This is a genomic window from Microbacterium hydrocarbonoxydans, assembly GCF_011752045.1.
GTDB lineage: Bacteria > Actinomycetota > Actinomycetes > Actinomycetales > Microbacteriaceae > Microbacterium.
Window position 1 is genome coordinate 338,523 of record NZ_JAAKXW010000001.1, and the last position, 26,704, is coordinate 365,226.

23 protein-coding genes are annotated in these 26,704 nt (G+C 70.0%); 13 read left to right on the top strand and 10 right to left on the bottom strand.

Annotated features, from left to right (window positions below; all coding sequences use genetic code 11):
* The first annotated feature begins 2 nt into the window (after positions 1-2).
* The 3 genes from G6G98_RS01685 to G6G98_RS01695 are packed head-to-tail and all read left to right on the top strand — an operon-like array spanning position 3 to position 3,148.
* Positions 3-1,295 (top strand): F390 synthetase-related protein, encoded by a 1,293-nt coding sequence (locus G6G98_RS01685; RefSeq protein WP_208321407.1) that lies wholly within the window; start codon positions 3-5, stop codon positions 1,293-1,295.
* Positions 1,282-2,214 carry a 3-oxoacyl-ACP synthase III family protein gene (locus tag G6G98_RS01690; RefSeq protein ID WP_067352227.1) on the top strand — a complete coding sequence of 311 codons (933 nt, stop codon included), beginning with the start codon at positions 1,282-1,284 and terminating at the stop codon, positions 2,212-2,214. The genes G6G98_RS01685 and G6G98_RS01690 overlap by 14 nt, the downstream gene beginning before the upstream one ends.
* 19 nt (positions 2,215-2,233) lie before the next feature.
* On the top strand, positions 2,234-3,148 hold the full coding sequence (locus G6G98_RS01695; protein ID WP_084788286.1) for an arginase family protein: 915 nt from the start codon (positions 2,234-2,236) through the stop codon (positions 3,146-3,148).
* 28 nt (positions 3,149-3,176) lie between these two features.
* On the opposite strand, the gene G6G98_RS01700 is transcribed toward G6G98_RS01695, so the two are convergent.
* Positions 3,177-5,618 (bottom strand): DNA gyrase/topoisomerase IV subunit A, encoded by a 2,442-nt coding sequence (locus G6G98_RS01700; RefSeq protein WP_164233813.1) that lies wholly within the window; start codon positions 5,616-5,618, stop codon positions 3,177-3,179.
* A 59-nt stretch (positions 5,619-5,677) separates the two neighbouring features.
* Here G6G98_RS01700 and G6G98_RS01705 point away from each other — a divergent pair, with 59 nt between their 5' ends.
* Entirely contained in the window at positions 5,678-6,799 is a 1,122-nt protein-coding gene (locus G6G98_RS01705) for an alkaline phosphatase family protein (RefSeq protein ID WP_164233812.1), read from the top strand.
* Positions 6,800-6,838: 39 nt separating this feature from the next.
* Here the strand turns inward: G6G98_RS01705 and sepH are convergent, their stop codons facing one another.
* On the bottom strand, positions 6,839-7,867 hold the full coding sequence (sepH, locus tag G6G98_RS01710) for a septation protein SepH (protein WP_164233811.1): 1,029 nt from the start codon (positions 7,865-7,867) through the stop codon (positions 6,839-6,841).
* 198 nt (positions 7,868-8,065) lie between these two features.
* Here sepH and G6G98_RS01715 point away from each other — a divergent pair, with 198 nt between their 5' ends.
* Positions 8,066-8,359 carry a DUF4193 domain-containing protein gene (locus tag G6G98_RS01715; RefSeq protein ID WP_067353762.1) on the top strand — a complete coding sequence of 98 codons (294 nt, stop codon included), beginning with the start codon at positions 8,066-8,068 and terminating at the stop codon, positions 8,357-8,359.
* A gap of 79 nt (positions 8,360-8,438) precedes the next feature.
* Here the strand turns inward: G6G98_RS01715 and G6G98_RS01720 are convergent, their stop codons facing one another.
* Positions 8,439-8,903 carry a DUF3093 family protein gene (locus tag G6G98_RS01720; protein WP_164233810.1) on the bottom strand — a complete coding sequence of 155 codons (465 nt, stop codon included), beginning with the start codon at positions 8,901-8,903 and terminating at the stop codon, positions 8,439-8,441.
* A gap of 12 nt (positions 8,904-8,915) precedes the next feature.
* On the opposite strand from G6G98_RS01720, the gene dut reads away from it, so the two are divergent.
* From dut to dxs, 5 genes are all read left to right on the top strand, one after another.
* Positions 8,916-9,386: a dUTP diphosphatase gene (gene dut, locus G6G98_RS01725; protein WP_164233809.1), complete on the top strand. Its 471-nt coding sequence runs from the start codon at positions 8,916-8,918 to the stop codon at positions 9,384-9,386.
* Positions 9,379-9,966, top strand: coding sequence for a DUF3710 domain-containing protein (locus G6G98_RS01730; RefSeq protein ID WP_067352210.1), 588 nt, complete (start codon positions 9,379-9,381; stop codon positions 9,964-9,966). Before dut ends, G6G98_RS01730 begins: the two co-directional genes overlap by 8 nt.
* Entirely contained in the window at positions 9,963-10,697 is a 735-nt protein-coding gene (locus tag G6G98_RS01735) for a DUF3159 domain-containing protein (protein ID WP_164233808.1), read from the top strand. Before G6G98_RS01730 ends, G6G98_RS01735 begins: the two co-directional genes overlap by 4 nt.
* 153 nt (positions 10,698-10,850) lie before the next feature.
* Positions 10,851-13,685: an aconitate hydratase AcnA gene (gene acnA / locus G6G98_RS01740; protein WP_164233807.1), complete on the top strand. Its 2,835-nt coding sequence runs from the start codon at positions 10,851-10,853 to the stop codon at positions 13,683-13,685.
* A gap of 159 nt (positions 13,686-13,844) precedes the next feature.
* The gene (gene dxs, locus G6G98_RS01745; RefSeq protein ID WP_164233806.1) at positions 13,845-15,785 is read left to right on the top strand and encodes a 1-deoxy-D-xylulose-5-phosphate synthase; all 1,941 of its coding nucleotides are present in this window, start codon (positions 13,845-13,847) and stop codon (positions 15,783-15,785) included.
* A gap of 61 nt (positions 15,786-15,846) precedes the next feature.
* Here the strand turns inward: dxs and G6G98_RS01750 are convergent, their stop codons facing one another.
* Complete coding sequence (locus G6G98_RS01750) at positions 15,847-16,542, bottom strand: SPFH domain-containing protein (RefSeq protein WP_164233805.1); 696 nt, start codon at positions 16,540-16,542, stop codon at positions 15,847-15,849.
* 179 nt (positions 16,543-16,721) lie between these two features.
* Between G6G98_RS01750 and G6G98_RS01755 the strand changes: the two genes are divergently transcribed.
* Positions 16,722-17,639: a diacylglycerol kinase gene (locus G6G98_RS01755; protein ID WP_164233804.1), complete on the top strand. Its 918-nt coding sequence runs from the start codon at positions 16,722-16,724 to the stop codon at positions 17,637-17,639.
* 46 nt (positions 17,640-17,685) lie between these two features.
* On the opposite strand, the gene G6G98_RS01760 is transcribed toward G6G98_RS01755, so the two are convergent.
* From G6G98_RS01760 to G6G98_RS01775, 4 genes are all read right to left on the bottom strand, one after another.
* On the bottom strand, positions 17,686-19,827 hold the full coding sequence (locus G6G98_RS01760; RefSeq protein WP_164233803.1) for a 3-hydroxyacyl-CoA dehydrogenase NAD-binding domain-containing protein: 2,142 nt from the start codon (positions 19,825-19,827) through the stop codon (positions 17,686-17,688).
* Positions 19,827-21,032, bottom strand: coding sequence for a thiolase family protein (locus tag G6G98_RS01765; RefSeq protein WP_164233802.1), 1,206 nt, complete (start codon positions 21,030-21,032; stop codon positions 19,827-19,829). Before G6G98_RS01765 ends, G6G98_RS01760 begins: the two co-directional genes overlap by 1 nt.
* 74 nt (positions 21,033-21,106) lie before the next feature.
* Positions 21,107-22,300 (bottom strand): ribonuclease D, encoded by a 1,194-nt coding sequence (locus G6G98_RS01770; RefSeq protein WP_067352187.1) that lies wholly within the window; start codon positions 22,298-22,300, stop codon positions 21,107-21,109.
* Entirely contained in the window at positions 22,293-22,874 is a 582-nt protein-coding gene (locus G6G98_RS01775) for a DUF3000 domain-containing protein (RefSeq protein ID WP_067352183.1), read from the bottom strand. Before G6G98_RS01775 ends, G6G98_RS01770 begins: the two co-directional genes overlap by 8 nt.
* 25 nt (positions 22,875-22,899) lie before the next feature.
* On the opposite strand from G6G98_RS01775, the gene G6G98_RS01780 reads away from it, so the two are divergent.
* Entirely contained in the window at positions 22,900-24,054 is a 1,155-nt protein-coding gene (locus G6G98_RS01780; protein ID WP_164233801.1) for an alpha/beta hydrolase, read from the top strand.
* Here the strand turns inward: G6G98_RS01780 and G6G98_RS01785 are convergent.
* Positions 24,038-24,469 (bottom strand): SufE family protein, encoded by a 432-nt coding sequence (locus G6G98_RS01785; protein ID WP_067352177.1) that lies wholly within the window; start codon positions 24,467-24,469, stop codon positions 24,038-24,040. The genes G6G98_RS01780 and G6G98_RS01785 overlap by 17 nt on opposite strands.
* A 19-nt stretch (positions 24,470-24,488) precedes the next feature.
* The gene (locus tag G6G98_RS01790) at positions 24,489-25,385 is read right to left on the bottom strand and encodes a sulfurtransferase (RefSeq protein WP_164233800.1); all 897 of its coding nucleotides are present in this window, start codon (positions 25,383-25,385) and stop codon (positions 24,489-24,491) included.
* A 148-nt stretch (positions 25,386-25,533) separates the two neighbouring features.
* Here G6G98_RS01790 and zapE point away from each other — a divergent pair, with 148 nt between their 5' ends.
* The gene (gene zapE, locus G6G98_RS01795) at positions 25,534-26,574 is read left to right on the top strand and encodes a cell division protein ZapE (RefSeq protein ID WP_164233799.1); all 1,041 of its coding nucleotides are present in this window, start codon (positions 25,534-25,536) and stop codon (positions 26,572-26,574) included.
* The last annotated feature ends 130 nt before the right edge of the window (positions 26,575-26,704 follow it).

Genomic DNA, 26,704 nt, shown 5'->3' on the forward strand with positions numbered 1-26,704 from the left:
GCATGCGGATGCTGGGGGAGTTCGCGGCCGTACGGTGGCTGCGACCGCTGCGCACGCGCGCCGCGGTGGCGCGGCGCCAGCGACGCCTGCTGCGCCGTCACCTGCGGTTCCTCGGGCGGCGCTCCCCGTACTTCCGCGGACTGCTCGCGACTCGCGGCTTCATGGAGCTCCCGGTGATGGACAAGAGCGTCATGATGGCGCACTTCGATGTGATGAACACCGTCGGCGTGCGTCGCGACGAGGCGCTGGCGCTGGCGATCGCCAACGAGCGCTCGCGCGACTTCGATGCGGACCTGGGGAAGAACTCGGTCGGCCTCTCCAGCGGCACCAGCGGGCACCGCGGGCTGTTCGTGGTCAGCGCGGCGGAGCGCGACGCGTGGGTCGGCACGGTGCTGGCGCGCACGCTGCCGCGCCGGCGGCTGCTCGGCCACCGCATCGCACTGTTCCTGCGCGCCGACAACAGCCTGTACGAGTCCGTCGGCTCCCGGGCGGTGTCGTTCTCCTACTTCGACGTCTACGCCGACATGGACGAGAACGTCGACCGGCTGCAGGCGTACCGGCCGACGATCCTCGTGGCCCCGCCCTCCGTGCTCCGGATGATCGCCCGCGCCGTCGAGGACGGCCGCCTCGATGCGATGCCGGAGAGGGTGTATGCGGTCGCGGAGGTGCTGGAGATCGCCGACGAGCGTCGCATCGCCACCGCCCTGCGACAGCCGTTCCTGCACCAGCTCTACCAGTGCACTGAGGGATTCCTCGCGCACACCTGCGACCACGGGGTGCTCCATCTCAACGAGGACAGCGTGCTGTTCGAGCGGGAGGAGCTCGGAGAGGGACGCTTCACGCCGATCGTCACCGACCTGCGGCGGCGGGCCCAGCCCATCGTCCGCTATCGGCTCGGCGACGTGCTCCGCACTCGGGCGACGCCGTGCGCCTGCGGCAGCGCCCTCACGGCGATCGAGCGGATCGAGGGGCGCGAGGGGGACATCCTGCTGCTCCGCGGGCTCGACGGGCGGACCGTGCCGGTGTTCGCCGACCTCGTCAGCAGGGCGCTGCTGTACGCCGAGGGGTTCGACGAGTACCGCGTCGTGCAGACCGGCCCGTCACGACTCGAGATCGCGCTCGACGTGCTCGACGACCGCAGCCGCAGCAGCGTGCAGGCGGAGATCGACGTGCTGGCCCACCGTCTGGGCTGCGAGCATCCGATGATCGACTGGGCGCCGTACGCGCACGACGGGACGGTGAAGCTGCGCCGGGTGGCGCGGACGTGGAGGGAGGACGGCGATGCGGCGCTGTGAGATCGCAGGGTGGGGGACCATGCTCCCGGAGCGCACGGTGCGATTCGGTGAGGAGGTGCGCTATCGGATAGAGGATCACGTCTCCCACCTCGACATGCTCGCCGGTGCGTGCGAGCGCGCGCTGGAGCACGCGGGGGTCGCCGCAGACGAGGTGGACCTCGTGATCGGAGCCTCCGCCGCCGGCATCCAGCCGATCCCGTGCACGGCGGCGCTCGTGCTCGAACGCCTCACGCTCACCGGCCATGCCGCGGCCTTCGACGTCAACTCGACGTGCACGAGCTTCATCACCGCCCTCGACGTGGCCTCCCGGTTCCTCGAGGCGGGAGCGCACGAGACGATCCTCGTGTTCTCCGGCGACGTCGGGACGCGATTCCTCAATCCCGGTCATAAGGAGAGCTTCGAGCTGTTCAGCGACGCCGCCGCGGCTGTCGTGCTGCGCCGATCGGAGGATCCGGCCCGCGGGGTGATCGCGAGCGCCCAGCGGACCTGGCCGGCGTACGCGCACGACACCGAGATCCGCGGCGGTCTCTCGCACTCGCCCGCACAGCGGTACGCGGATGCCGACCCCGCCGACTACCTCTTCGACATGGACGGACGCCGGGCGCTGCTGGGGATGATGCGTGTGCTGCCGGACTTCTTCGACGCCTTCCACGCATCCTCGGGCCTCGCCTACGACGATGTCGCGCTGTGGGTGCCGCACCAGGCCTCGGCGGCTCTGGGGCCGATGCTCGACCGCCTCGGCATCCCCGCCGACCGTCGCATGGACGAGGTCGCCTCGTTCGGGAACATGGTGTCGGCATCCGTGCCGTTCATGCTCGCCCGCGCCCTCGATTCCGGCCGGATCGGCGCGGGGGACACCGTGATCCTGTGCGGCACGGCTGCCGGACTCACCGCGAACGTGCTCGCCCTGCGGCTCTGATCCGCCGCAGGATGGGACGATGATCGCGATCGTCTCCGCCCCGACGAACCTGGGTCTCCGGCCTCCCGTCCCCGGGGCGGTGCCCGGCACCGCGAAGGCCCCGGAGGCCCTGCGGGAGGCCGGCCTGCATCACGTCCTGCTCCGGCGGGGCGCCGTCGAGGCCGGCGTCGTGCTCCCCGGCCGTTATGTCGATGATCCAGGGCGACCCGTGGGCACCCTGCGCAATCAGGACGCCATCGTCGAGCACGCCCGCCGGCTCGCCCCGCGCCTCGTCGAGCTGCGACGCGGCGGGCATGCCCCGCTCGTCCTCGGCGGGGACTGCAGCCTCGTGGTCGCGGCGGGCCTCGCGGCACGGGTGAGCGGCGGCGGCGGACTCGTGCACGTCGACGGCCACACCGATTTCCGGAACCCCGGCAACAGCGCCGCCATCGGAGCGCTCGCGGGGGAGGACCTCGCGGCCGCGATCGGACGCCATCTTCCGGAGATCGCGGACATCGACGGCCTCGGGCCCTACTTCGATCCGGCCGCGACCGCGCACGTCGGATGCCGTCGAGACGACGACTTCCTCGAGGAGGTGACAGCCGCGATCGCCCTCACGATCCCCGCGGATCAGATCATTCTGCACGGGGGCGCTCGTGCCGCGTCGCGGATCCTCGACTCCCCGGGCCTCGAGCGCGGCTTCTGGCTTCAGGTCGATGTCGACGTCCTCGACCCGGAGCACATGCCCGCCGTGGACAGCCCGGATCCCGGCGGTCTCACCCCCGACGAGCTGATCGCCTTCCTCCGGCTCGCCGCACCCCGCGCCTGGGGCGCATCGGTTACGGTTCTCGACCCCGATCTCGACCCCGACGGCACTCACGCCCGCACGGTGGCGACGGTCATCGCGGAGGGGCTCGATCGTCTCGGAGAGGAGGCCGAGCAGCCAGAGGACTGACCGCAGGCTGCTCGGGGTCAGACGTGCGTCAGATGATGGTGCGGCCGATGCTGCCGATCACGCCGTCGATGGGCTGACCGGAGGCGTCGCGTCGCGCGCCAGGCTCGGGCAGCTTGCGCACGGCGCCGGTCGGATCCACGGCCTGCGCCGGCGACCGGCCGACCCACGCGACCGTCAGACGATCCTCTCCCTTCAGGAACGCGTGCGCGCGGACGCCGCCGGTCGCGCGTCCCTTGGCCGGATACTCCGCGAAGGCCGACACCTTGGCGCGCCCGGGATCCGTGCCAGGCAGGATGCTCTCGCCTCCGGAGACCGTGGCGACGACCGCATCCGCGTCGGCATCGACGGCGCCGAAGAACAGCACCGAGGCGTTCGCGCCGAGCTTGATGCCCGCCATGCCGCCGGCCGGCGCTCCCTGCGGACGGACCGAGGAGGCGGAGAAGTGCAGCAGCTGCGCATCCGTCGTGACGAAGACGAGTTCCGCGTCGTCCGGCGCCTCCGCCGCACCCACCACGCTGTCGCCCGGCTTCATGCCGATGACCTCGAGGTCGGGGCGCACGGGGAGCGCGGAGGGCACGATCCGCTTGACCGTGCCCTGCGCCGTGCCCAGGGCGATCGGCGTGTCGCTGTCGAAGCGCACGAAGCCGAGGATGCGCTCGCCCTTCGTCGCGATGCCGAGGTAGTCGCGCAGCGGCGTGCCGGCGGCGAGCTGCACGGAGGTCGAAGGCACCGAGGGCAGGTCGACGGGGGAAAAGCGTACCACGCGGCCGGCGCTGGTGAGGGCGCCCAGTTCGGCGCGGACGGTCGTCTCCACGGTGGCGAGGATCGCGTCGTGCTTGCTGCGGCGCGCCGGCACCGTGAGCTCCTGTCCTTCGGCGAGGTCGACGCGCACGGCGCGCCCCGTCGTGGAGAGCACGAGCATCGTCGGCGCGTCGGCGATCTGGAGGTCGACGGCGCCCTTCGCGGCGCGCTGCTTCGGGGGTGCGGCGTTCATCAGGAGCGTGCGTCGCGGGGTGCCGTAGGCGTCGGCCGCGGCATGCAGCTCCGACGCCACGGCGGCACGCAGCAGCGCCGGGCTGGCGAGCAGCTCCTGCAGGCGCGCGATCTCGGCGCGCAGCGCGTCCCGCTCGGTTTCCAGCTCGATGCGCGAGAACTTCGTGAGGCGGCGCAGCCGCAGCTCGAGGATGTACTCGGCCTGCAGCTCGCTGAGATCGAACACCGAGCGCAGGCGGGTGCGGGCCTGCTCGGAGTCATCGGAGGAGCGGATGACCTGGATGACCTCGTCGATGTCGAGGATCGCGATGAGGAGGCCCTCGACGAGGTGCAGACGCTCCTCGCGGCGGGCGAGGCGGTAGCGGCTGCGGCGCGTGATGACCTCGAGACGGTGCCCGACGTAGACGCTGAGCATCTCCTTGAGCCCGAGCGTACGGGGCTGACCCTCGACGAGCGCGACGTTGTTGATGCTGAAGGAGTCCTCCAGCGGGGTGAGCCGGTAGAGCTGTTCGAGCACGGCGTTCGGGTCGAAACCGGTCTTGATGCCGATCGCCACGCGCAGGCCGTGGTTGCGGTCGGTGAGGTCGGTGACGTCGCTGATGCCCTGCAGCTTCTTCGACTGCACGGCGTCGCGGATCTTCTCGATCAGTCGCTCCGGACCGACCATGTACGGCAGCTCCGACACGATGATGCCGGTGCGGCGGGGCCCGAGCGGCTCGACCGAGACCTTGCCGCGCACCTTCAGGGCGCCGCGGCCGGTCGTGTAGGCGTCCTTGACGCCGTCGAGGCCCATCAGGATGCCGCCCGAGGGGAAGTCGGGTCCCGGGACGAACTCCATCAGCTCTTCGGTGGTGGCGTCCGGGTTCTCCAGAAGGTGCGTGGCGGCGGCCACGACCTCGATGAGGTTGTGCGGGGCCATGTTCGTCGCCATGCCGACGGCGATGCCGCTGGCGCCGTTGACGAGCAGGTTCGGGAACGCCGCCGGAAGCACGGCGGGCTGCTGGAACTGTCCGTCGTAGTTCGGGACGAAGTCGACGACGTCCTCGTCGAGGTTCTCGGTCAGCGCGATCGCGGGAGCGGCGAGGCGGGCCTCGGTGTAGCGGGCCGCGGCGGGCCCGTCGTCGAGGGAGCCGAAGTTGCCGTGGCCGTCGACGAGGGGCACGCGCAGCGCGAAGTCCTGGGCCAGACGGACGAGCGCGTCGTAGATCGCGGAGTCGCCGTGCGGGTGCAGCTTCCCCATCACCTCGCCGACGACGCGAGCGCTCTTGACATGCCCGCGGTCGGGCCGCAGGCCCATCTCCGACATCTGATACAGGATGCGGCGCTGCACGGGCTTGAGGCCGTCGCGGGCGTCGGGGAGAGCGCGCGAGTAGATGACGGAGTACGCGTACTCGAGGAACGAGCCCTGCATCTCGCTCTCGAGGTCGATGTCCTGGATTCTCTCCGGGGCGAGCTCGGGCGGCGGGGTCTTCGGCATGGACATCCTGAATGGTGCGTGACGGAGGGCTTTCGGGAGCCTGTGTCAGACTGGCTCGGATGTCCCTCATGCTACCGTCCGAGTCGCCGACAGCCCGGAGCGTCGTCGGGGTGGCGGACGACCTGTTCGCCGCGCTGCGCGGCGAGTCGCCCACCCTCCCGCGCGCGACCTCCGTGGTGCTGGTGCTGATCGACGGGCTGGGAGTGATCGGCCTCCGCACGCACGCCGGCCACGCGCGCACGCTGACGGCGGGAATGGCGAAGAAGGACGTCGCGCACTCGGTGTTCCCCTCGACCACGGCCGCAGCGCTCACCAGCATCCTCACGGGCGCGTGGCCCGGTGCGCACGGTCTCGTCGGCTACCGGGTGCTGGATCCCTCGCGGGACATCCTCGTCAACCAGCTCACGGGCTGGGAGTCGGAAGGGCTGGATCCGGCCACCTGGCAGGCGTCGCCGACGATCTTCGAGCGTGCGCGTCAGGAGGGCCGCCCCGCCTTCGCCGTCGGCGTCGCCGCCTACGCCGACAGCGGGTTCACCAGGGCGACCCTGCGCGGCGCCGACTTCGTCGCCGCCCGCACCCCGGCCGAGCGCGTCGAGGCGGCCTACGAGCTCGCCGCCCGCAACCCCGGATCGGTGGTGTACTGCTACCTCCCCGAAGCCGACAAGGCGGGCCACAAGCACGGGATCGCCTCGTCCCGGTGGGTGTCGGCCCTGGAGGACATCGATGCCGCGCTCAGCCGGACGGTGCCGGACGGCGTCGGCGTCCTCGTGACATCGGACCACGGGATGGTCGACGTGCCGGAGCACAGGCAGGTGGTCCTGGATGCCGGCCACCTCGAGGGCGTCCGCCATGTCGGCGGTGAACCGCGGATGCTGCACGCCTACCTCGAGCCGGATGCGGATGCCGCCGCCGTGCTGGCGCGCTGGCGCCGCGATCTCGACGGCCTCGCCGACGTCGGCACGAGAGACGAGGCGATCGCCGCCGGCCTCTTCGGACCGGCGGTGACGGATGCCGCGGCATCCCGCATCGGCGACCTGCTGGTCGTCGCGCGGGGGAACGGCGCCGTGTACGACGGGACCGCCGCAGATCAGCGCAGTCGCGGCATGATCGGACAGCACGGCGGCATCACGCCGGAGGAGCGTCAGGTCCCGCTGCTGCGTTTCGGAGCCTTCGCGCGCTGAGGCGGGGGGAGGCGCACCGAGCGGGCGTCGAGGCGCCGGCTACTCGTCGGTGCGTGCGCCGAAGACGATCTCATCCCAGGACGGCATCGCATTGCGGCGACGACGGCGGGCACTGCTCTCCGCAGCGGGCTCGGGCTCCGGCTTCGGCTCCTCCTCCTGCTCGTCGTCGGAGTCGAAGGCGTCGAACAGGTGGATGGGGCTGGGAGCCGAGTCCTCTTCGAAGTCCTCGAGGATCGGCGCGGTCTCGCGCTGGCCGCGGCGACGACGGAGGGCCTCGAGCAGATCGGCGGTCTCCGGGCTGGTCGTCTGCTGCTCGGGTGCGCGGTTCATCGCCGCCTCCTGCACGGCGGCGCCTGAGCGCTCGGCGCGCGGGGGCTCCTCGGCGTCCGCGTCCGGGGCGGGGACCAGGCGGGGGCCGAAGGCACCGGAGTCGAACCGGCTCTCATCCTTGTACGGGGAGGTGCGCTCGGACTCGACGGCGCGGAGGCGGGGGATGAGTCCCTCGGGGAGGGAGCCCTGGCGGGAGAGCTGCGTGGCGTCGGCGTTCAGCGGCGACAGCGCGCTGCGCCGCGGGTCGAAGCTCCAGCGCGCGTCGTGATCGACATCGTTCGCGGTGAACTCCAGCTTGACGATCCAGCCGGACTCCTCCTTCCAGCTCGCCCAGCGCTCCGCAGAGGCCTCGACCTCGGCGAGCTTCGCGCGGATGGCGGTGCCGAAGGTCGGCTGGGCGTCGGGTTCGACCTCGCTGCCGATGAGCACCGGGACGGCGAGGGCCTGGCCGATGATGTGCTCGCGCTCCGCGAGCACCGGACCTTCGAAGCGGGTGACGTCGTCGACGCTGATGCCGAGCAGCTCGGCGACCTCGGGGGCGGTGAGCCCGGCGCGGATCTGGGCCTGGATGTCGCGCGGACTCGCCGCGAGACGCTGAGTGACAGGCTCGCTCTGACGGGTGGCACGGCGGATCTCGCGGTGCAGCACGTCGTCGATGGGCAGCCCGAACCGTTCGCCCGACTCGGTCGCGAGTACGAGGACTCCTGCTTCAGTGCCGACGATGGTGACGTTTTCCATGCGAATGCCCCTCTGATGGGTGTCCGTTCATGGTGTCACGCCGCCCGCGCCACGGCCGGGAATACGCTGGGCGTGCCGCGAGTTTGCACTGGCGCACCCACGGGCATTTGCAAATGTGCTTCTGGTCATGCAAACTATGGCCGCCGAACCCTGCGGCATACCAAACCCACTCGCACCATGAAAGTGGAGATCTACCACATGGCAACCGATTACGACGCTCCCCGCAAGAGTGAAGACGACTCCGAGTCGATCGAAGCCCTCAAGGAGCGTGTGCCGGACAAGCTGTCCGGCTCGACGGGGGACGAGGACTCGGACAACCCGTCCAGCTTCGACCTCCCGGGTGCCGACCTCTCCGACCTCGAGCTCGACGTCGTCGTGCTGCCCGCGCAGCAGGACGAGTTCACCTGCATGAGCTGCTTCCTGGTGAAGCACCGCTCCCAGCTCGACCACGAAGATGCCTCGGGCCCCATCTGCAAGGAGTGCGCTGCCTGAGCGCATCCCTGAGCGACACCTGCCGCGCCCCCGACCTCCTGGTCAGGGGCGCGTTGTCGTTCCCGTGGGTCGACGCGGGTCAGCCGCGCGCAGCGCGGATGGCGGCAGCCAGCCGGTCCGGCGTGCGCGAGGAGATCGTCCAGACGTCGACGGGATCGTCCTGGTCGACGTTCGGCACCACGACGAGACCGTCGATGCCGCCCCTGATGAGGTGCCAGCCTCGTGCCGGGAGGCCAGGGCCGCGGGCATGCCTGGCCTCGTCGCCGGTGAGGTCGACCGGCTCTCCGAGGTGGCGCACGTCGATGCGGGCGCGCCCCGCACGCAGCACCGACCCTTCCACCGACACCACGGGCGTCACCCAGATGAAGGCGGCGACCAGGGCGGCGGACACGGCAGCGCCGGCGACGAGGGCGACGGTCGAGCCGACCGGCACGAAGATCAGGGCGACCATGGGTCCGGCCAGGGCGACGGTCACCAGCAGCCACAGGCTCGGCGAGAGCCGTTCGCGGTAGCGCGACCGTGACTCGGGGGCGGGGTTCTGCATTAGCCTCTTGGGGTGACTGATTCCGTTGATGTCCCCATTATCGCCCCTGTGCTCGAGGGTCAGGTCGTGGTGCCCGGCTACGCCCACCCCGGCGACGCCGGAGCGGACCTGGTGGCCGCGGAGGCCGTGCGACTGGAGCCGGGGGAGCGCGCCCTCGTCGCGACCGGCGTGCGCATCGCCCTTCCCGACGGATACGCCGCCTTCGTGGTGCCGCGCAGCGGACTCGCGGCGAAGCACGGGATCTCCATCGTGAACTCGCCGGGGACGGTCGACGCCGGATACCGCGGCGAGATCAAGGTGAGCCTGATCAACACGGACATGCGGAGCACGTACGATGTGGCGGTCGGCGACCGCATCGCGCAGCTGATCGTCATGCCGGTCGCGCGCGCCGTGTTCCTCCCGGTGGACGAGCTGCCCGAGAGCGTTCGCGGCGAAGGCGGATTCGGATCCACCGGATACCAGGCAGGAAAGAGCAATGACTGACAACAGCGTCACCCCTTCGAAGTCGGCACCCGAGAACCGGGCCACCGAGGGGCCGTTCGACGACTCCGAGGCGAACCCGGTCCGGCCGTACATCGACCTCGGCGGCATCAAGATCCTTCCCCGCGAGGGCCTGAATCTGCGCCTCGAGGTGGAGGAGCAGACCAAGCGCATCGTCGCGGTGGGACTCGACTATGCGGACTCCTCGCTGCAGGTGCAGCCGTTCGCGGCTCCCCGTTCGGGTGGGCTCTGGGATGAGACCCGCGTGCAGCTGCGCGATCAGGTGCGGGCGCAGGGCGGCCGCGTCGAAGAGCGCGAGGGCCCGCTCGGCAAGGAGCTCCTCGCCGAGGTCCCCGCTCCGGCGAGCGAGGGTTCGGAGCTGCGACTCGCCCGATTCATCGGCATCGACGGCCCGCGGTGGTTCCTCCGCGGCGTGATCGGCGGCGCCGCGGCATCCGACCTCGAGGCCGCAGCCAAGGTCGAGGACCTGTTCCGCTCCATCGTCGTCGTCCGCGGCGGCGCCCCGATGCCGCCCCGCGACCTCATCCCGCTGAAGATGCCGGCCACGCCGGGTTCGGCGTGAGCGCCCCCGGACCGGACGCCGAGCGCGACCAGAGCGCCTCGGAGCTGATCGGCGCCGCCCTCGGCGGGGCCGCCCGTCGCGCGGGGCTGGACCCCGCCGACAGTGCGAGCACGCACAAGGTCGTCTGGTCCGCCATGGGCGGATGGCGCGGCATCCTCGAATCGGTGCTGCCCAGCCTCGCGTTCGTGATCCTCTTCACGATCACGCCGGAGCCGCTGATCCTCGCGCTCGGCGTCTCCGTCGGCCTCGCCGCGGTGTTCACGGTCGTCCGGCTCATCCAGAAGTCACCGCCGTCCGCCGCGATCGGCGGCCTCGTCGCCGCTGGGGCCGCGGCGGGTCTCGCCCTCTGGACCGGCCGGGGGCAGGACAACTTCGTCCCCGGCCTCATCACGAACGCCGCATACGGCACCGTGCTGCTCGTGTCCGCGCTCATCGGGTGGTCGCTGATCGGACTCGCCGTCGGCTTCCTGATGGGGGAGGGCACGGCATGGCGTCAGGATCGGCGCAAGCGCCGCGCCTTCCTCTGGCTCGGCGTCGCGTGGGCCGCGCTGTTCTTCGCGCGACTGGCCGTGCAGCTCCCGCTGTACCTCGCCGGCGAGGTCACCGCCCTCGGAACCTTGAAGCTGATCATGGGGCTGCCGCTGTTCGCACCCATGATCGCCGTCACCTGGCTCGTCGTCCGTGCTCTCTATCCGCGCGCGTCCGGTGCGGATGCTGCACCTGAGGCGTGATAGATTTATCTCGATATCAAGATAAATCTGCGGCTTCTGTCGAGAAGCCGGAAGGCGCAGACTGGTTAGGTCCGCCTTGCTAGCCGCGGCACGCCGTCGGCGAGCAAGATGGAGTCGCCTGTCGCTCCCATCCGAATAGAAGGAGACGGATTCGTGTCCACGGTGAACAGCTTCGGTGCCAAGAGCACCCTGACGGTCGGCAGCACCGACTACGAGATCTTCCGCATCGACACGGTGCCCGGTTTCGACAAGCTCCCCTTCAGCCTCAAGGTGCTCCTGGAGAACCTGCTGCGCACCGAGGACGGCGCGAACGTCACGAAGGCGCAGATCGAGGCGCTCGGGTCGTGGGATGCCGCGGCCGAGCCGAACACCGAGATCCAGTTCACGCCCGCCCGCGTGGTCATGCAGGACTTCACCGGCGTGCCCTGCATCGTCGACCTCGCCACGATGCGCGAGGCCGTCACGGCACTCGGCGGCGACGCGAACCGGATCAACCCGCTCTCGCCCGCCGAGATGGTCATCGACCACTCGGTCATCGCCGACCTCTTCGGCACCGAGAACGCCCTCGAGCGCAACGTCGAGATCGAGTACGAGCGCAACGGCGAGCGCTACCAGTTCCTGCGCTGGGGCCAGACCGCCTTCCAGGACTTCAAGGTCGTCCCGCCCGGCACGGGCATCGTCCACCAGGTCAACATCGAGCACCTGGCCAAGGTCATCTACGACCGCACCGTCGACGGCGTCCTGCGCGCCTACCCCGACACCTGCGTCGGGACCGACTCGCACACCACCATGGTGAACGGCCTCGGCGTGCTCGGCTGGGGCGTCGGCGGCATCGAGGCCGAGGCCGCGATGCTCGGCCAGCCGGTGTCGATGCTCATCCCGCGCGTCGTCGGCTTCAAGCTCACCGGCGAGATCCCGGCCGGCGTCACCGCGACCGACGTCGTCCTCACGATCACCGACCTGCTGCGCAAGCACGGCGTCGTCGGCAAGTTCGTCGAGTTCTACGGCGCGGGCGTCGCCTCGGTGCCGCTCGCGAACCGCGCCACCATCGGCAACATGTCGCCGGAGTTCGGCTCCACCGCCGCGATCTTCCCGATCGACGACGTGACCCTCGAGTACCTGCGCCTCACCGGCCGCAGCGAGGAGGCCGTCGCGCTGGTCGAGGCGTACGCCAAGGAGCAGAAGCTCTGGCACGACCCCTCCCACGAGCCCGTCTTCAGCGAGTACCTCGAGCTCGACCTCGGCACCGTCGTGCCGTCGATCGCCGGCCCGAAGCGCCCGCAGGACCGCATCCTCCTCTCCGAGGCGAAGGCGCAGTTCGAGCAGGACATCCTGAACTACGCGTCCGCCTCCACCTCGGACGACATCGTCGACCTCGAGTCGAAGCACTCCTTCCCGGCATCCGACCCGGGTCAGGTCCCCGGCGAGGAGGAGCCGACCACGCGCCCGGTGCACATCAACAGCGGCGCCCCGGCGCACGCCTCCAAGCCTGTGCCCGTGACCACGCCCGCCGGCGAGAAGTACATCCTTGACAACGGCGCTGTCACTCTCGCCGCGATCACCTCGTGCACCAACACGTCCAACCCGTCGGTGATGATCGCCGCCGGTCTCGTGGCGCGCAAGGCCCTGCAGAAGGGCCTCAAGCAGAAGCCGTGGGTCAAGACCACCCTCGGCCCCGGCTCGAAGGTCGTCACCGACTACTACGAGAAGTCCGGTCTGGACAAGGACCTCGAGGGCCTCGGCTTCTACACGGTCGGCTACGGCTGCACCATCTGCATCGGCAACTCGGGCCCGCTGATCGAGGAGGTGTCGGAGGCGATCAACTCGCACGACCTCGCGGTCACCGCGGTTCTCTCCGGAAACCGCAACTTCGAGGGTCGCATCAGCCCCGACGTGAAGATGAACTACCTGGCGAGCCCGCCGCTGGTCATCGCCTACGCCCTCGCCGGCTCGATGCACTTCGACTTCGACACCGACCCGCTCGGCAAGGACACCGACGGCAACGACGTGTTCCTGAAGGACATCTGGCCCACGCCGGACGAGGTGCAGGAGATCGTCGACTCCGCGATCTCGCGCGACCAGTTCATCAAGCAGTACGCGACGGTGTTCGACGGCGACGAGCGCTGGCGGAGCCTGCCCACGCCCGACGACGCGACCTTCCAGTGGGACGAGAACTCGACCTACGTGCGCAAGGCTCCGTACTTCGACGGCATGACGATGGAGCTCACCCCGGTGAAGGACATCCAGGGCGCGCGCGTGATGGCGACGCTCGGCGATTCGGTCACCACCGACCACATCTCGCCGGCCGGCAACATCAAGCCGGGTACGCCCGCCGCGAAGTACCTCGAGGAGCACGGCGTCGAGCGCAAGGACTTCAACTCCTTCGGCTCGCGTCGCGGCAACCACGAGGTGATGATCCGCGGCACGTTCGCGAACATCCGCCTGAAGAACCTCATGGTCTCCGCCGTCAACAACGGCCAGGTCGTCGAGGGCGGCTTCACCCGTGACTTCACCCAGCCGGGCGGCCCGCAGTCGTACATCTACGACGCCTGCATGAACTACGCCGAGCAGGGCACCCCGCTCGTCGTCTTCGGCGGCAAGGAGTACGGCTCCGGATCCTCGCGCGACTGGGCGGCCAAGGGCACCAGCCTGCTGGGCGTTAAGGCCGTCATCACCGAGAGCTTCGAGCGGATCCACCGGTCGAACCTCATCGGCATGGGCGTCGTCCCGCTGCAGTTCCCCGCCGGCGAGAGCTGGGAGTCGCTGGGCCTCGACGGCACCGAGATCGTCTCGATCACCGGTCTCGAGGAGCTCAACAACGGCGTCACCCCGAAGACGGTCCACGTCACCGCCACCCCGAGCGACGAGTCGCCCGAGGGCAAGCAGGTCGTCGAGTTCGACGCGGTCGTCCGCATCGACACGCCTGGTGAGGCCGACTACTACCGCAACGGCGGCATCCTGCAGTACGTCCTCCGTTCGCTGGTCTGATCCACCGTCGTCGGGAGGGGCTCGGGTCTTCGGACCCGGGCCCCTTCTGCGTGTCAAGGCCCATCCGCTCACCGGGGATTCCCGGACGGGCACGATAGGATTCCAGAGGCATCCGAACCGGAAATCGGATGCCGCAACGGAGCCTGTGAGGAGGTGCAGATGCCCATTCTTCCGAGCATCTCAGGACCCCGTGACCTCGACGCACTGACCGAGGCGCAGCTGGTCGAGCTCGCCGCGGAGATCCGCGAGTTCCTCGTCGAGAACGTCTCCCGCACCGGCGGGCACCTCGGCCCGAACCTCGGCGTCGTCGAGCTCACGATCGCCCTGCACCGCGTGTTCTCCTCGCCGGACGACCCGTTCATCTTCGACACCGGCCATCAGTCGTATGTGCACAAGCTGCTCACCGGCCGCCAGGACTTCTCCGCCCTGCGGGTGCGGGGCGGGCTCGCCGGGTATCCGCAGCGTGGCGAGAGCCCGCACGACGTCGTGGAGTCTTCGCACGCCTCCAGCTCGCTGAGCTGGGCGGACGGCATCTCCCGTGCTCTCACGGCCACCGGCCGATCGGACCGCCACGTGATCGCGGTCGTCGGCGACGGCGCCCTCACCGGCGGGATGACGTGGGAGGCGCTGAACAACATCTCCGACGACAACGACCGCAACCTCGTCATCGTCGTCAACGACAACGGCCGCTCCTACGCGCCGACCATCGGCGGCATGTCGCGCTACCTGAACCGGGTGCGCACCGCGGCGGCCTACAAGGACCTGCACCGCAAGTCCGACCGCCTGTTCCGCGCCTTCGGCCCGGTGGGCCGCGCGATGTACCGCGGACTCCGCGGCGGCACCCACGGCTTCCTCTCGCGCTTCACGAACAACGAGGCCCTTTACTCGAACCTCGACATCAAGTACCTCGGACCGGTGGACGGGCACGACCTCCCCGCGCTGCTGGAGACGCTCGAGCTCGCGAAGTCCTACGGCGCGCCGGTCATCGTGCACGCGATCACGGAGAAGGGCCGCGGTTACCAGCCCGCGCGCGATGACGAAGCGGATCAGTTCCATGCCGTCGGGCGGATAGACCCGACAACCGGTGAGACGCTCTCCTCCGGGGGACAGGGGTGGACGGACGTCTTCTCAGACGCACTGGTCGAGGTGGGCGCGCGCCGGTCCGACGTGATCGCGATGACGGCCGCCATGCTGCGCCCGACGGGCCTCGCGCCGTTCGCGGAGCGGTTCCCCGACCGCGTCTACGACGTGGGCATCGCGGAGCAGCACGCCGTGGCATCCGCCGCAGGCCTCGCGTACGGCGGCCTGCACCCCGTCGTCGCCGTCTACGCGACCTTCATGGGCCGCGCCTTCGATCAGGTGCTGATGGACGTCGCCCTGCACCGCGCCGGCGTCACCTTCGTGCTAGACCGTGCCGGGGTCACCGGACCCGACGGCCCGAGCCACCACGGCATGTGGGATCTGGCGATGCTCCAGATCGTGCCGCACATCCGCATCGCGGCTCCGCGTGACGGCATCCGCCTCAAGGAGGCGCTGGACGAGGCGGTCGAGATCGACGACGCCCCCACCGTCATCCGCTTCCCGAAGGGCGAGGTCGCCGCGGAGCTGCCCGCTCTCGAGCGTCTGGAAGACGGCGTCGACGTGCTCGCCCGCGGCGAGGGCGAGGACGTGCTCATCGTCGGCATCGGCCCGTTCGCCGCGCTCGGCATGGACGTCGCCGAACGACTGCGCGCGCAGGGCATCGGCGCGACCGTCATCGACCCGCGCTGGGCGATCCCGGTGCAGCCGTCGGTGGTCTCCCTCGCCGCCCGACACCGCCTCGTGATCACCCTGGAAGACGGCATCCGCGTCGGCGGCATCGGCACGCGTGTGCGCCAGGTGCTCCGTGAAGCGGGCATCGACACCGCGGTGGACGAACTGGGTCTGCCGGACGAGTTCATCGATCATGCCTCGCGCGAGCAGGTGCTGGCGGATGCCGGACTCACCGCGTCGAAGATCGCGCAGGATGTCGTGGCGCAGGTGCTCGGCACCCGGATCCCCGTCGCCCGCAACGCCGGGGAGACCGGCGCGATCGACCTGCCTCTGCACGAGCGGCACTGACAGCGGATTCAGAGCCGGGCGCGCCCGTCCTCGCCGCGGTGCCGACGTCGGCAGTGAATCGTCAGTTCAGTGCGTGCAGTGAGGCCACGGCCTGCGCCCCGCGATCGGCATCCCGCAGCGCCGTGGAGAGCAGGTAGCCGTCGGTGAGGGCGTCACCCGTGACCATGACCCGCACGAGCTCCACGCCGCACGCGCGACGCACCTCTTCCGCGCTGGCGGCGATCACTCGGGTGTTGATCTCGTCGTTGTGGGGGAGCTCTGCACCGCCGTGACCGCGGATCACGTCGCGCAGGGCCGCACCCACGATGTTCGACGCGCGCTCCTTCACGTTCACCACGTCGAGCTCGAACACGCGCAGGTCTCTGCCGGTGGGGATCGGCCTCCACTCGAAGGACGCGTGCACGCGATGCTGGTGGCCGTTGGCCCCCGTCATCTCCCGTGCAGGGAGGTCGCTGGCGCGGCAGCGAACGTCGATGAGCTTGTACCAGTAGAAGAGGGGGAAGGCGCCGTGCGAGCCGGGGTCCAGCACGACGACCTCGCCGACGGCACCGCCGCGGTTGGTCGGGCGGCGCTGCGGGCGGTTCCGGATGATCGGCTTGCCGTTCCGGGTCCGGATCGCCGCCCAGCCCTCGTCCACCGTGACCACGAACAGCTTGAGCAGGGCAGGGACGACCAGCAGCGTCGTGAGGATCGCGGTGCCGGTCTTGAACAGCCCCGACATCCCCTTGCCGCCCATCATCGCGAGGAGCATGTCCATGACACCACTGTGCCCTCTCCGCGGTGCGCACGATGACGTCCGAGGCCGGTATCCAGGGGTGTTCATGCGCTGTTCCTCGGGCGTTACCCGGAGGGCCGCGTGGCGGAAACGCGACTCACCGGAACGGCCCGCGGCGGCGGTGCCGGATGCGCTGCTCCTCATCGCTAAGATCGGCTGATATGGGCGAGCACATCGCGGTGCTCTCCAACCCGTTCGCGGGGAAGGGGAGGGGCCGCCAGGCGACGGAGCGGGCGGTCGCGCGACTGCGCGAGCGAGGCAGCGAGGTCCGCGTGTACATCGGCGAGTCTGCGCAGGACGCGCAGCGGCTCGCCGCGCAGGCGGTGAACGAGCGACCCCGGGCGCTTGTGGTGGTCGGCGGCGACGGAACTCTCGCCGGCATCCTGGATGCGATCGCGGATGCGGCTGTGCCGGTGGTGCTGGTCCCCGCGGGTACCGGCAACGATCTCGCCAGATCGCTCGAGCTGCCGCGCAGCGATCCCGCCGCCGCGGTGGATCTGGTGTTCACCGGCATCGCGCGGGAGATCGATCTCGGCGAAGTGCGGTCGGGGGCACGCGTGACCCCGTTCCTGACGGTCGCGGCGCTGGGCTTCGACGCACGGGTGAGCGACCGGACGAATCGCCTGCGCTGGCCGCCGGGGGCGTTGCGCTACTACCTGGCGCTGCTGATCGAGCTGATCCGCCTGCGTCCGACGGATTTCAGGATCACGATCGATGACGGTGCGCCGACGATGGCGCGCGGGACCCTCATCGCGGTGGGCAACACGGAGAGCTACGGCGGCGGAATGCCGATGTGTCGAGGAGCCGTGCCCGACGACGGGGTGCTCGACGTCGTCACCGTGGGAGTGCTCTCTCGGCGGCGCCTGGTGAGAGTGTTCCCTGTGCTGCTGCAGGGGCGGCACTTCGCCCTGCCCGAAGTGAGGACCGCTCGGGCGCGCCGCGTGCACATCGACGCCCCGGGACTGATCGTGTATGCCGACGGGGAGCGCATCGGCGAGGAGTCCTGCACCATCGGGTTGCGCAGACGCGCCCTGACGGTGCTGGTGCCGCTGTTCCGGAAGCCTGAGGCAGATCGTTAGACGCGGAACGGGACCGCACCGGCCGGTGCGGTCCCGTTCGCGGGGGTCAGCGGCTCTCGATGCCGCGGATCTGCGGGGTGTGGAAGGATCCGCCGAAGGCGCGCTCCGAGGCGCCCTCGCGGTCGAGATACGGCGAGGCGCCGCCGTCGATGAACGGCCAGCCGGCGCCCAGGATGAGGCACAGGTCGATGTCCTCGACCTCGGGCACGACGCCCTCGTCCAGCATCAGCTTGATCTCGGTCGCGAGGCCGTCCTGCACGCGCTGGAGGATCGTCGCGGCCGATGCCGGCGTCTTACCGAGAGCGGGCTTGATGACCTTCTCGGCCTGTTTCGTCCAGCCGGTGACACGGCCGCCCTTGTCCTTCTCGACGACGGCGTCCAGCTCGGCGAGAGCGTGGAAGTTGTCGTTCGCGTAGAAGCGCTCGGGGAAGGCGCGCACCATGGTGTCCTGCACGTGCGCCGCGACCTTCCAGCCCACCAGGTCGATGAGCTGGAACGGGCCCATCGGCAGGCCGAGCGGCGCGAACGCCTTCTCGACCTCGGCGACCGGCGTGCCCTCGTAGACGGCGCGGGCCGCCTCGCCCATGACCTTGGCGAGCAGGCGGTTCACGACGAAACCGGGAGCGTCGGCGGTGAGCACGGCGTTCTTGCCGAGGCCCTTCGCCACCACGAAGGCGGTCGAGAGCGCAGCATCCGTCGTCGCCGGCGTCTTCACGATCTCGATCAGCGGCATCACCGCGACCGGGTTGAAGAAGTGGAAGCCGACGAGGCGCTCGGGGTGCGCGAGCTTCGAGCCGATCTCCTCCACCGACAGCGAAGAGGTGTTGGTCGCGAGGATCGCGTCCTCCGCGACGATCTTCTCGATCTCGCCGAACACCTGCTGCTTGACGCCGACCTCCTCGAACACGGCCTCGATGACGAAGTCGCAGTCCGCGTAGAGGCTCTTGTCGGTCGTGCCGGTGACGAGCGCGCGGAGCTTGTTCGCCGCATCGGAGTCCAGGCGGCCCTTCTCCTCGAGCTTGCCGATCTCCTCGTGGATGTAGGCGACGCCCTTGTCGACGCGCGCCTGGTCGAGGTCGGTGATGAGCACGGGGACCTGGAGCTTGCGGACGAAGAGCAGCGCGAACTGGCTCGCCATGAGTCCCGCGCCGATGATGCCGACCTTGGTGACCTTCTTCGCGAGCGCCTTGTCGGGGGCGCCGACCGGGCGCTTCGCGCGCTTCTGGACGAGGTCGAAGGCGTACATGGACGCCGCGAACTGGTCACCGGTGACGAGATCGGCGAGAGCCTCGTCCTCCCGGGCGAAGCCCTCGGCCTTCGTTCCGCTCTTCGCCTTGTCGAGCAGGTCCAGCGCCACGTACGGCGACTTCGGCACGGTGCCGATCTTCGACTCGAGCATCCCGCGGGCCATCTTGATCGCGATCGGCCACTTGGTGAGCCGCTCGATCCTGCCGGGCTCGTCCTTCCGCTCGACCTTCTTGCCGCCGAGCACGGCATCCGCCCAGGCGAGCGAGTTCTCGAGGAAGTTCGCGGCCGGGAAGATCGCGTCGACGACCCCGAGGTCGAACGCTTGCTGCGGCTTCAGCATCCGGTTCTGCTTGAGCGGGTTCGAGATGACGACCTCGAGCGCGTTCTCGATGCCGATGAGGTTCGGCAGCAGGTAGGCGCCGCCCCAGCCGGGGATGATGCCGAGGAAGACCTCCGGCAGGGCGATCGCCGCCGCGGACGCGTCCACCGTGCGGTACGTCGAGTTCAGTGCGATCTCCAGGCCGCCGCCGAGCGCCAGTCCGTTCACGAAGGCGAAAGACGGCACGCCGAGTTCGCTGAGCCCGCCGAGCACCTTGTGACCGAGCTGCGCGATCAGGCGGGCGTTGTCGCGCGAGCCCACCTTGCTGATGTCCGACAGATCCGCGCCGGCGGCGAGGATGTACTGCTTGCCAGTGATGCCGACCGCCTGGATCTCGCCGGCGGCGGCACGCGCCTTCAGGGCGTCGAGCGTCTGGCCGAGCTCCGTGAGCGTCGCCGGCCCCAGCGTGTTCGGCCGGGTGTGGTCGCGGCCGTTGTCCAGCGTGATGAGGGCGAGGACCTTGCCCGAGGCCAGGCGGATGTCGCGCACGGGAGAGTGCGTGACGACCTCGCCCTCGGTGAGGGCCTGGATCGGGGAGAAGTCGACTTCTTCGTAGGCCATTACTTCCTCTTCTTTCCGTCGTAGTGCGGGTTCTCCCAGATGACGGAGCCGCCCTGGCCGAGGCCGACGCACATCGCGGTGAGGCCGTAGCGGACGTCGGGGCGCTCGGCGAACTGGGCCGCCAGCTGGATCATCAGTCGCACACCGGATGCCGCGAGCGGGTGGCCGAGCGCGATCGCGCCGCCCCAGGCGTTGACGCGGGGGTCGTCGTCGGCGATGCCGAAGTGATCGAGGAGCGAGATCACCTGGATGGCGAAGGCCTCGTTCAGCTCGAAGAGGCCGATGTCGGAGATCGTGAGGCCGGCCTTCTTCAGAGCCTTCTCGGTGGAGGGGATCGGGCCGATGCCCATGATCTCCGGCTGCACGCCGGCGAAGGCGAACGAGACCATCTTCATCTTCGGGGCCAGGCCGAACTCCTTGACCGCGGCGCCTCCGGCGAGCAGCGACATGGTCGCTCCGTCGGTGAGAGGGGAGGAAGTGCCCGCGGTGACGCGTCCGTGGGGGCGGAACGGCGTCTTGAGGGCGGCGAGGTCCTCCATGGTCGTCTGCGGGCGACGGCCCTCGTCCTCGGTGGCGAGACCCCAGGCGCCGTCGGCGCCCTTGATCGCGACCGGCACGAGGTCGGGCTGGATCTTCCCTGCGTCGTAGGCCGCCTGCACCTTGTGCTGGCTGAGCATGCCGAAGCGGTCGGAGCGCTCCTTGGTGAGGTGCGGGAATCGGTCGAAGATGCGCTCGGCGGTGACGCCCATGTTCAGCGCGCCGGGGTCGACCATCTTCTCGGCGACGAACCGCGGGTTCGGGTCGGCGTTCCCGCCGATAGGGTGATGGCCCATGTGCTCGACGCCGCCGGCGAGGGCGAAGTCGTACATGCCGACCCCGATCGAGGCGGCCATCGTCGTGACGCTCGTCATCGCGCCGGCGCACATGCGCTCGACGGCGAGGCCGGGGACGGTCTGCGGAAGGCCCGCGAGGATCGCCACCGAGCGGCCGAGGGTGAGGCCCTGGTCGCCGGTCTGGCTCGTCGCGGCGATCGCGACGTCGTCGATGCGGTCGACCGGAACGGCGCCGTTCCGCTCCATAAGGCCGATGGTCGCCTTGACGGCGAGGTCATCAGCGCGGGTGTTCCAGTACATGCCCTTTTCGCCGGCGCGCCCGAAGGGGGTGCGCACTCCATCGACGAAGTAGACGTCCGAGATCTCGGCCACTCTGCCTCCAAGTTTGTGCGGTGGCCTCAGTCTAGGAACGCCGCGGAAACCGGGAGGAATCGGTTGGATCGAACCTACGAAGCGGTCGCGGACGTGTCGTCAGGCGATTGTGCAGCCTCTGCAAAGGCATCCGCGATCTTCTGTGCGGTCTGTGCAATCTGCCACGGGCGTGCACCGAGCGCGGCGAGCGCGGCGCCGACCTCTTCGGCGGTCGTTCCCGGCGCCTCCCAGGCGACGCGACGGAGGAACTCCGGGGTGAGCAGGTTCTCGGTCGGCATGCCGAGCTCCTCGGCAGTCGCCTCGACGATCGGCCGGGCGGCTTTGAGGCGTGCATCCGCCTCCGGGTTGCGGTCCGCCCACGCGCGGGGCGGCGGCAGGGCGTCGCTGGGCACGCGCTCCCTGGGCAGCTCCTCGCTCGCCCGGCCGTCGACGATCGCCTGCCACCAGCGGTCGATCTGCGTGCGGCTCGCGCGACCCTGGAACTCCTTGATGCCGGCCAGAGCCTGCTTGCTCTGCGGCCCGGCGAGCACCGCGGCGACCAGGGAGCGGTCGGGGACGAGCCGCCCGGGGGACACGTCCTGCTCCTGCGCGTAGGCCTCACGCGCCTTCCACAGCTCCCGTGCGACGGCGAGGTTGCGGGCACCGCGTACCTGGTGCAGTCCGCTCAGCCGCCGCCAGGGATCCTCCCGGGGTGGCTTCGGCAGGCGCGTGAGCGTCGCCGCGAACTCCTCCGCGGCGAACTCGGTCTTCCCCTGCTCCTCGAGCTGGGCCTGCAGGGCCTCCTGCACGTCGATGAGGTGGAGGACGTCCAGCGCCGCGTATTCCAGCCAGGCAGGCGGCAGCGGCCGCGTGGACCAGTCGGCCGCCGAGTGCTCCTTCTTCAGGGTGATCCCCAGCGTGTTCTCCACGACCGCGGCGAGCCCGACGCGCTCGTGCCCGAGCAGACGCGCGGCCAGTTCGGTGTCGAAGATCGTGGCGGGCACCAGGTCGAGCTCGCGGAGTGAAGGCAGGTCCTGGCTGGCTGCGTGGAACACCCACAGCGCGTCGCCGATGGCCGCCTGCAGGGGCGCGAAATCTCCCAGGGCGGGAGGATCGAAGAGGAAGACGCCGGCGCCCCGCCGGAACACCTGCACGAGGTATGCACGCTGCGAATAGCGGAAGCCGGATGCCCGTTCGACGTCGACCGCCACCGGCCCGGTGCCGGCGGCGAGTGCGGCGCACGCCGCATGGAACTCCTCGGCATCCGAGATCACGGAGTATTCAGTCACGTGCAGCCTTTCGCGCGCCGATCACGGCGATACCCTCGGAGCCGGGCGGAAGACCCGCCAGCATTCCGACCAGTTCGGCCCATGCTTCGACGTGCGGTCGGAAGGGGCCCTCTGGAGTCCAGGACGCCCGCAATTCTATCTGGGCTCCGTCGCCCTCGACGGCGAGGCCCCCGAATCCCTTCGACAGCGTCTTCGTCGAGGTCCCCGACGCGGAGTGATGGATCGCGTTCCGCGACTCCAGGGCGTCCACCAGCCAGGACCAGGTGACATCGGCCAGCAGGGGATCGGTGCCGATCTCCGGCTCGAGCGGCGCTTGCGCGAACAGGACGATGCGCCACTCCCCGCCCCAGGCCGAAGGCGCGGAGGGATCGTGGAGCAGCACGAACCGCCCGGTGCCGTACACGGACTCACCGTCCGGCCCGGGGCGCACGTCGGCGGCCAGGGCGATCGCGTAGGGGGCGAGGCCCTGAGGCGTGGCTATCTCCCGAACGGTGATGTCCGCGCGGAAGGCGGTCTCACGCAGCTCGGCAACAGCGGCGTCGAATCGGGTCCCGTCATCGGGGTGTGCGGTCACGGCAACAGGCTAGAGTCAGGAGGCGATGAAGAGTCTCAGGCACGCCGTTGCGCTCCTTGTCCCCGCACTGCTGGCACTGGGGGTGGCGCTGTCCCTGCTCGTCCTCCGCGTCGCCCGTCGCGTCGTCACGCCGGCGCAGCGCGCCAAGGACACCGCGATCCTCGCGGTCGACACCGGTGCGCAGACCATCGAGCTGCAGCGCACCCTCGACTCCGAGCTGCCCGGCCGCTACGGACTCTTCACGACCGGCACCTACGGATACGTGAAGCTCGGCGCCGTGCTCAGCGCCGACGGGAAGAGCGTTCGCCGGAAGCTGCTCACGCAGATCGAGCCGGGGGCCCGCGTCGACCGGGGCGCTACCTTCAGCGGCTGGTACTACTCCACCCCGAGCGAGCTGCACCTGCGCTGCGAGAACGTGCTGATCGGCTCGCCGGCGGGTCCGTGCCCGGCCTGGTACTTCCCGGCTACGTCCTCGACGTGGGTCATCCAGGTGCACGGGCGGGGAGCGGCGCGGGCGGAGTGCCTGCGTGCCGTGCCGGTTCTGCACGCGGCCGGACTGCCCAACCTCGTGGTCTCCTACCGGAACGACGGGGAGGCCCCGCGCAGCCGGGGCGGGGCCTATGCCCTCGGCGCGTCCGAGTGGCGTGACATCGACGCCGCGATCGCCTACGCGCTCCGGCACGGTGCCGAGAGGGTGATCCTCATGGGCTGGTCCATGGGCGGCGCCGTGTCGCTCCAGGCCGCCGTGAACTCCGGGAACCGCGATCGCATCGCCGGGCTCATCCTGGAGTCGCCGGTGATCGACTGGCGCACGGTGCTCCGCTTCCAGGCGCGCGAGTCGGGGATGCGCGCGCCCCTGCCGGAACTGGCCATGGGAGCGCTGTCGGTGCCGCTCACCGCACGGCTCAGCGGCGCTGAGGACGCCATCCCGTTCGACCGGCTGGACATGGTCGCGCGGGCCGAGGAGCTGACGATGCCGATCCTGATCCTGCACAGCGACGACGACGGCTTCGTCCCCGCCGACGCCTCGCATGCGCTGCAGGAGGCGCGGCCGGATCTCGTGACCATGCCGAGATTCAGCGTCGCGAGGCACACGAAGCTGTGGAACTACGACCAGACGGGCTGGACGGCCGCGATCACCGGCTGGCTCGAGGAGCAGGGCTTCAGCGCTTCTGCCTGACCTGGTTCTTCGCCCGCATCAGCATCCCCGTCATCCCGCTGATCCGCAGAGGAGAGACGACCTTGGTGAGTCCGATCGACTGCGGGTAGTCGTCCGGGATGGCGAGGACCTCGTCGGCGGTGAGGCCGCTGATGCCCTGCACCAGGATGCTGGCGAAGCCCCGCGTCGTCGGCGCCTCCGGAGGTGCCGAGGCGTGCATCGTGACGATGCCGCCCTCGACCTCGACGTGGATGTACACGGGAGACTGGCATTCGGCGACGCGCTCGTACATCTCGGGATGGCTCGCGACCTCCTCGGACACCGCCGGCAGCTCGTCGGAGTACTCGAGCAGCAGCAGGAGGCGATCGGTCTCCGGGGTCTCCAGGAATCCGTCGCGGATCTCGGCGAGGGTGTCAGGAACGGCGCTCGTGCTCATCCCCGCCATTTTCCCACGCTCAGCGGCCGCCTGGCTCCGTGCCGGTGACGATCGGGACGCGGACCGCGCTGCCCCACTCCGTCCAGGAGCCGTCGTAGTTGCGCACGTTCTCGAAGCCGAGGAGGTGCTTCAGCACGAACCAGGTGTGACTGGACCGCTCGCCGATGCGGCAGTACGCCACCACGTCGTCCCCGTCCTTCAGTCCGGCGCCGTCGCGGTAGATCGCGTCCAGCTCGGCGCGGGTGCGGAATCCGCCGTCCTCGGCCACGGCCTTCGCCCACGGCACGCTCTGCGCGGTCGGGATGTGGCCGGCGCGGAGGGCGCCCTCCTCCGGGTAGGCGGGGGCACTGGTGCGCTCACCGCTGTACTCCTCGGGGGAGCGCACGTCGATGAGCGGGCCCTGACCGATGAAGGCGAGGACATCCTCCTTGTAGGCGCGGATGACGGAGTCGTCGCGCTCCACGACCGGGTAGTCGGTCGGCGCCGGCGAGGGCGTCTCCCGCGTGAGCTCCCGGCCCTCGGCGATCCAGCGGTCGCGTCCGCCGTCGAGCAGCCGCACGTCCTCGTGGCCGAAGAGCGAGAACACCCACAGGGCGTATGCGGCCCACCAGTTGTTCTTGTCGCCGTAGATGACGACGGTGTCGTCCCGGGAGATGCCCTTGCGGCTCAGCAGCGCGGCGAAGCCCTCGCCGTCCACGTAGTCGCGGACGACCGGATCGTTGAGCTCCGTGTGCCAGTCGACCTTCACCGCGCCGGGGATGTGCCCGGTCTCGTAGAGGAGGACGTCCTCGTCGGACTCCACGACCACGAGGCCAGGAGCGCCGAGACGCTCGGCGAGCCACTCTGTGGTGACCAGGCGGCCCGGCTCGGCGTACTCGGCGAACTTGGGCGAAGACGAATCGAACTCGATGGTCACAGGGATCTCCTCAGACGGTGAGCGGCGATGAAGGAAGTGCAGACGGCGTAATGTGGAGCCGTCCCTTCGACGATAGATCCCCGCCGGGGGTCCGGCACCGGATTCGTAAGAGTTCGACACAGGCTTCCACCCGATCTTCAGGATGACGATGACTGAGACCACGACCCGCACGGGCATCGTGCACCTGACCGACCGCCAGCCGACGGTCACCGGCCCGGAGATGCTCGCGAGTCTCGTGCCTCCGCCGCAGTTCGACGGCGCCACCTTCGAGAGCTACCGTGCTGACACCGCCCACCCCTCGCAGGAGGAGGCGAAGGAGACCCTGATGCGCTTCGCCGGCCGCGGCGGACCCGTCAAGCGCGGTGGGTTCTTCAGCCGTGCGAAGAAGGAGCCGGAGCTGAAGCCCGGTGTCTACCTGGACGGCGGCTTCGGCGTCGGCAAGACCCACCTGCTCGCGTCGATCTACCACGCGATGCCGGCACGCCGGAAGTACTTCGGATCCTTCATCGAGTACACCGCGCTGGTCGGGGCGCTCGGCTACAAGAACACCGTCGACCTGCTCAAGGGAGCCGATCTGCTCTGCATCGACGAGTTCGAGCTCGACGATCCGGGCGACACCATGGTGATGACGCGGCTCCTCGGCGAGCTCGTCCCCACCGGCACGCGCCTGGCCGCCACGTCGAACACGCCGCCGAACGCGCTCGGTGAGGGACGATTCGCCGCGCAGGACTTCCTCCGCGAGATCCACGCGATGTCCGACAGCTTCCAGACGCTGCGGATCGACGGCGTCGACTTCCGCCAGCGCGCTCTCGACGGACATGCCGTGGTGAGCGACGACGACGAGTACGCGGCGGCGATCGCGGCCGGAGCCGCTGACGGAACGGCATCCGACGACTCCTTCGGGGACGTCATCCGCCACCTCGCCCGCGTGCACCCCTCGCGCTACCTACGCGTCATCGCGGGCCTCGACCTGGTCGGGCTGCGGGACGTCCACGTGCTCACAGACCAGTCCGAGGCTCTGCGCTTCGTGGCCTTCGTGGATCGCGTCTACGATGCGCAGATCCCGATCGTCGCGACCGGGGTGGGCCTGGACCAGGTGTTCGCGGAGGAGATGCTCGGCGGCGGCTACCGCAAGAAGTACCTGCGGGCGATCTCGCGCCTGAACGCGCTCACGCACGCCGAGCGCTGACGCCGCAGCCGGCCGCGTAACGCGATGTTCACATGGCGGCTCCGCCTGTAACGTCCGCGCAACAAACTTCACGCATTCCGGAAATCGGGCCTCGTCACACTGAAGCCCACAGTTTCCCGAATGTGAGGTT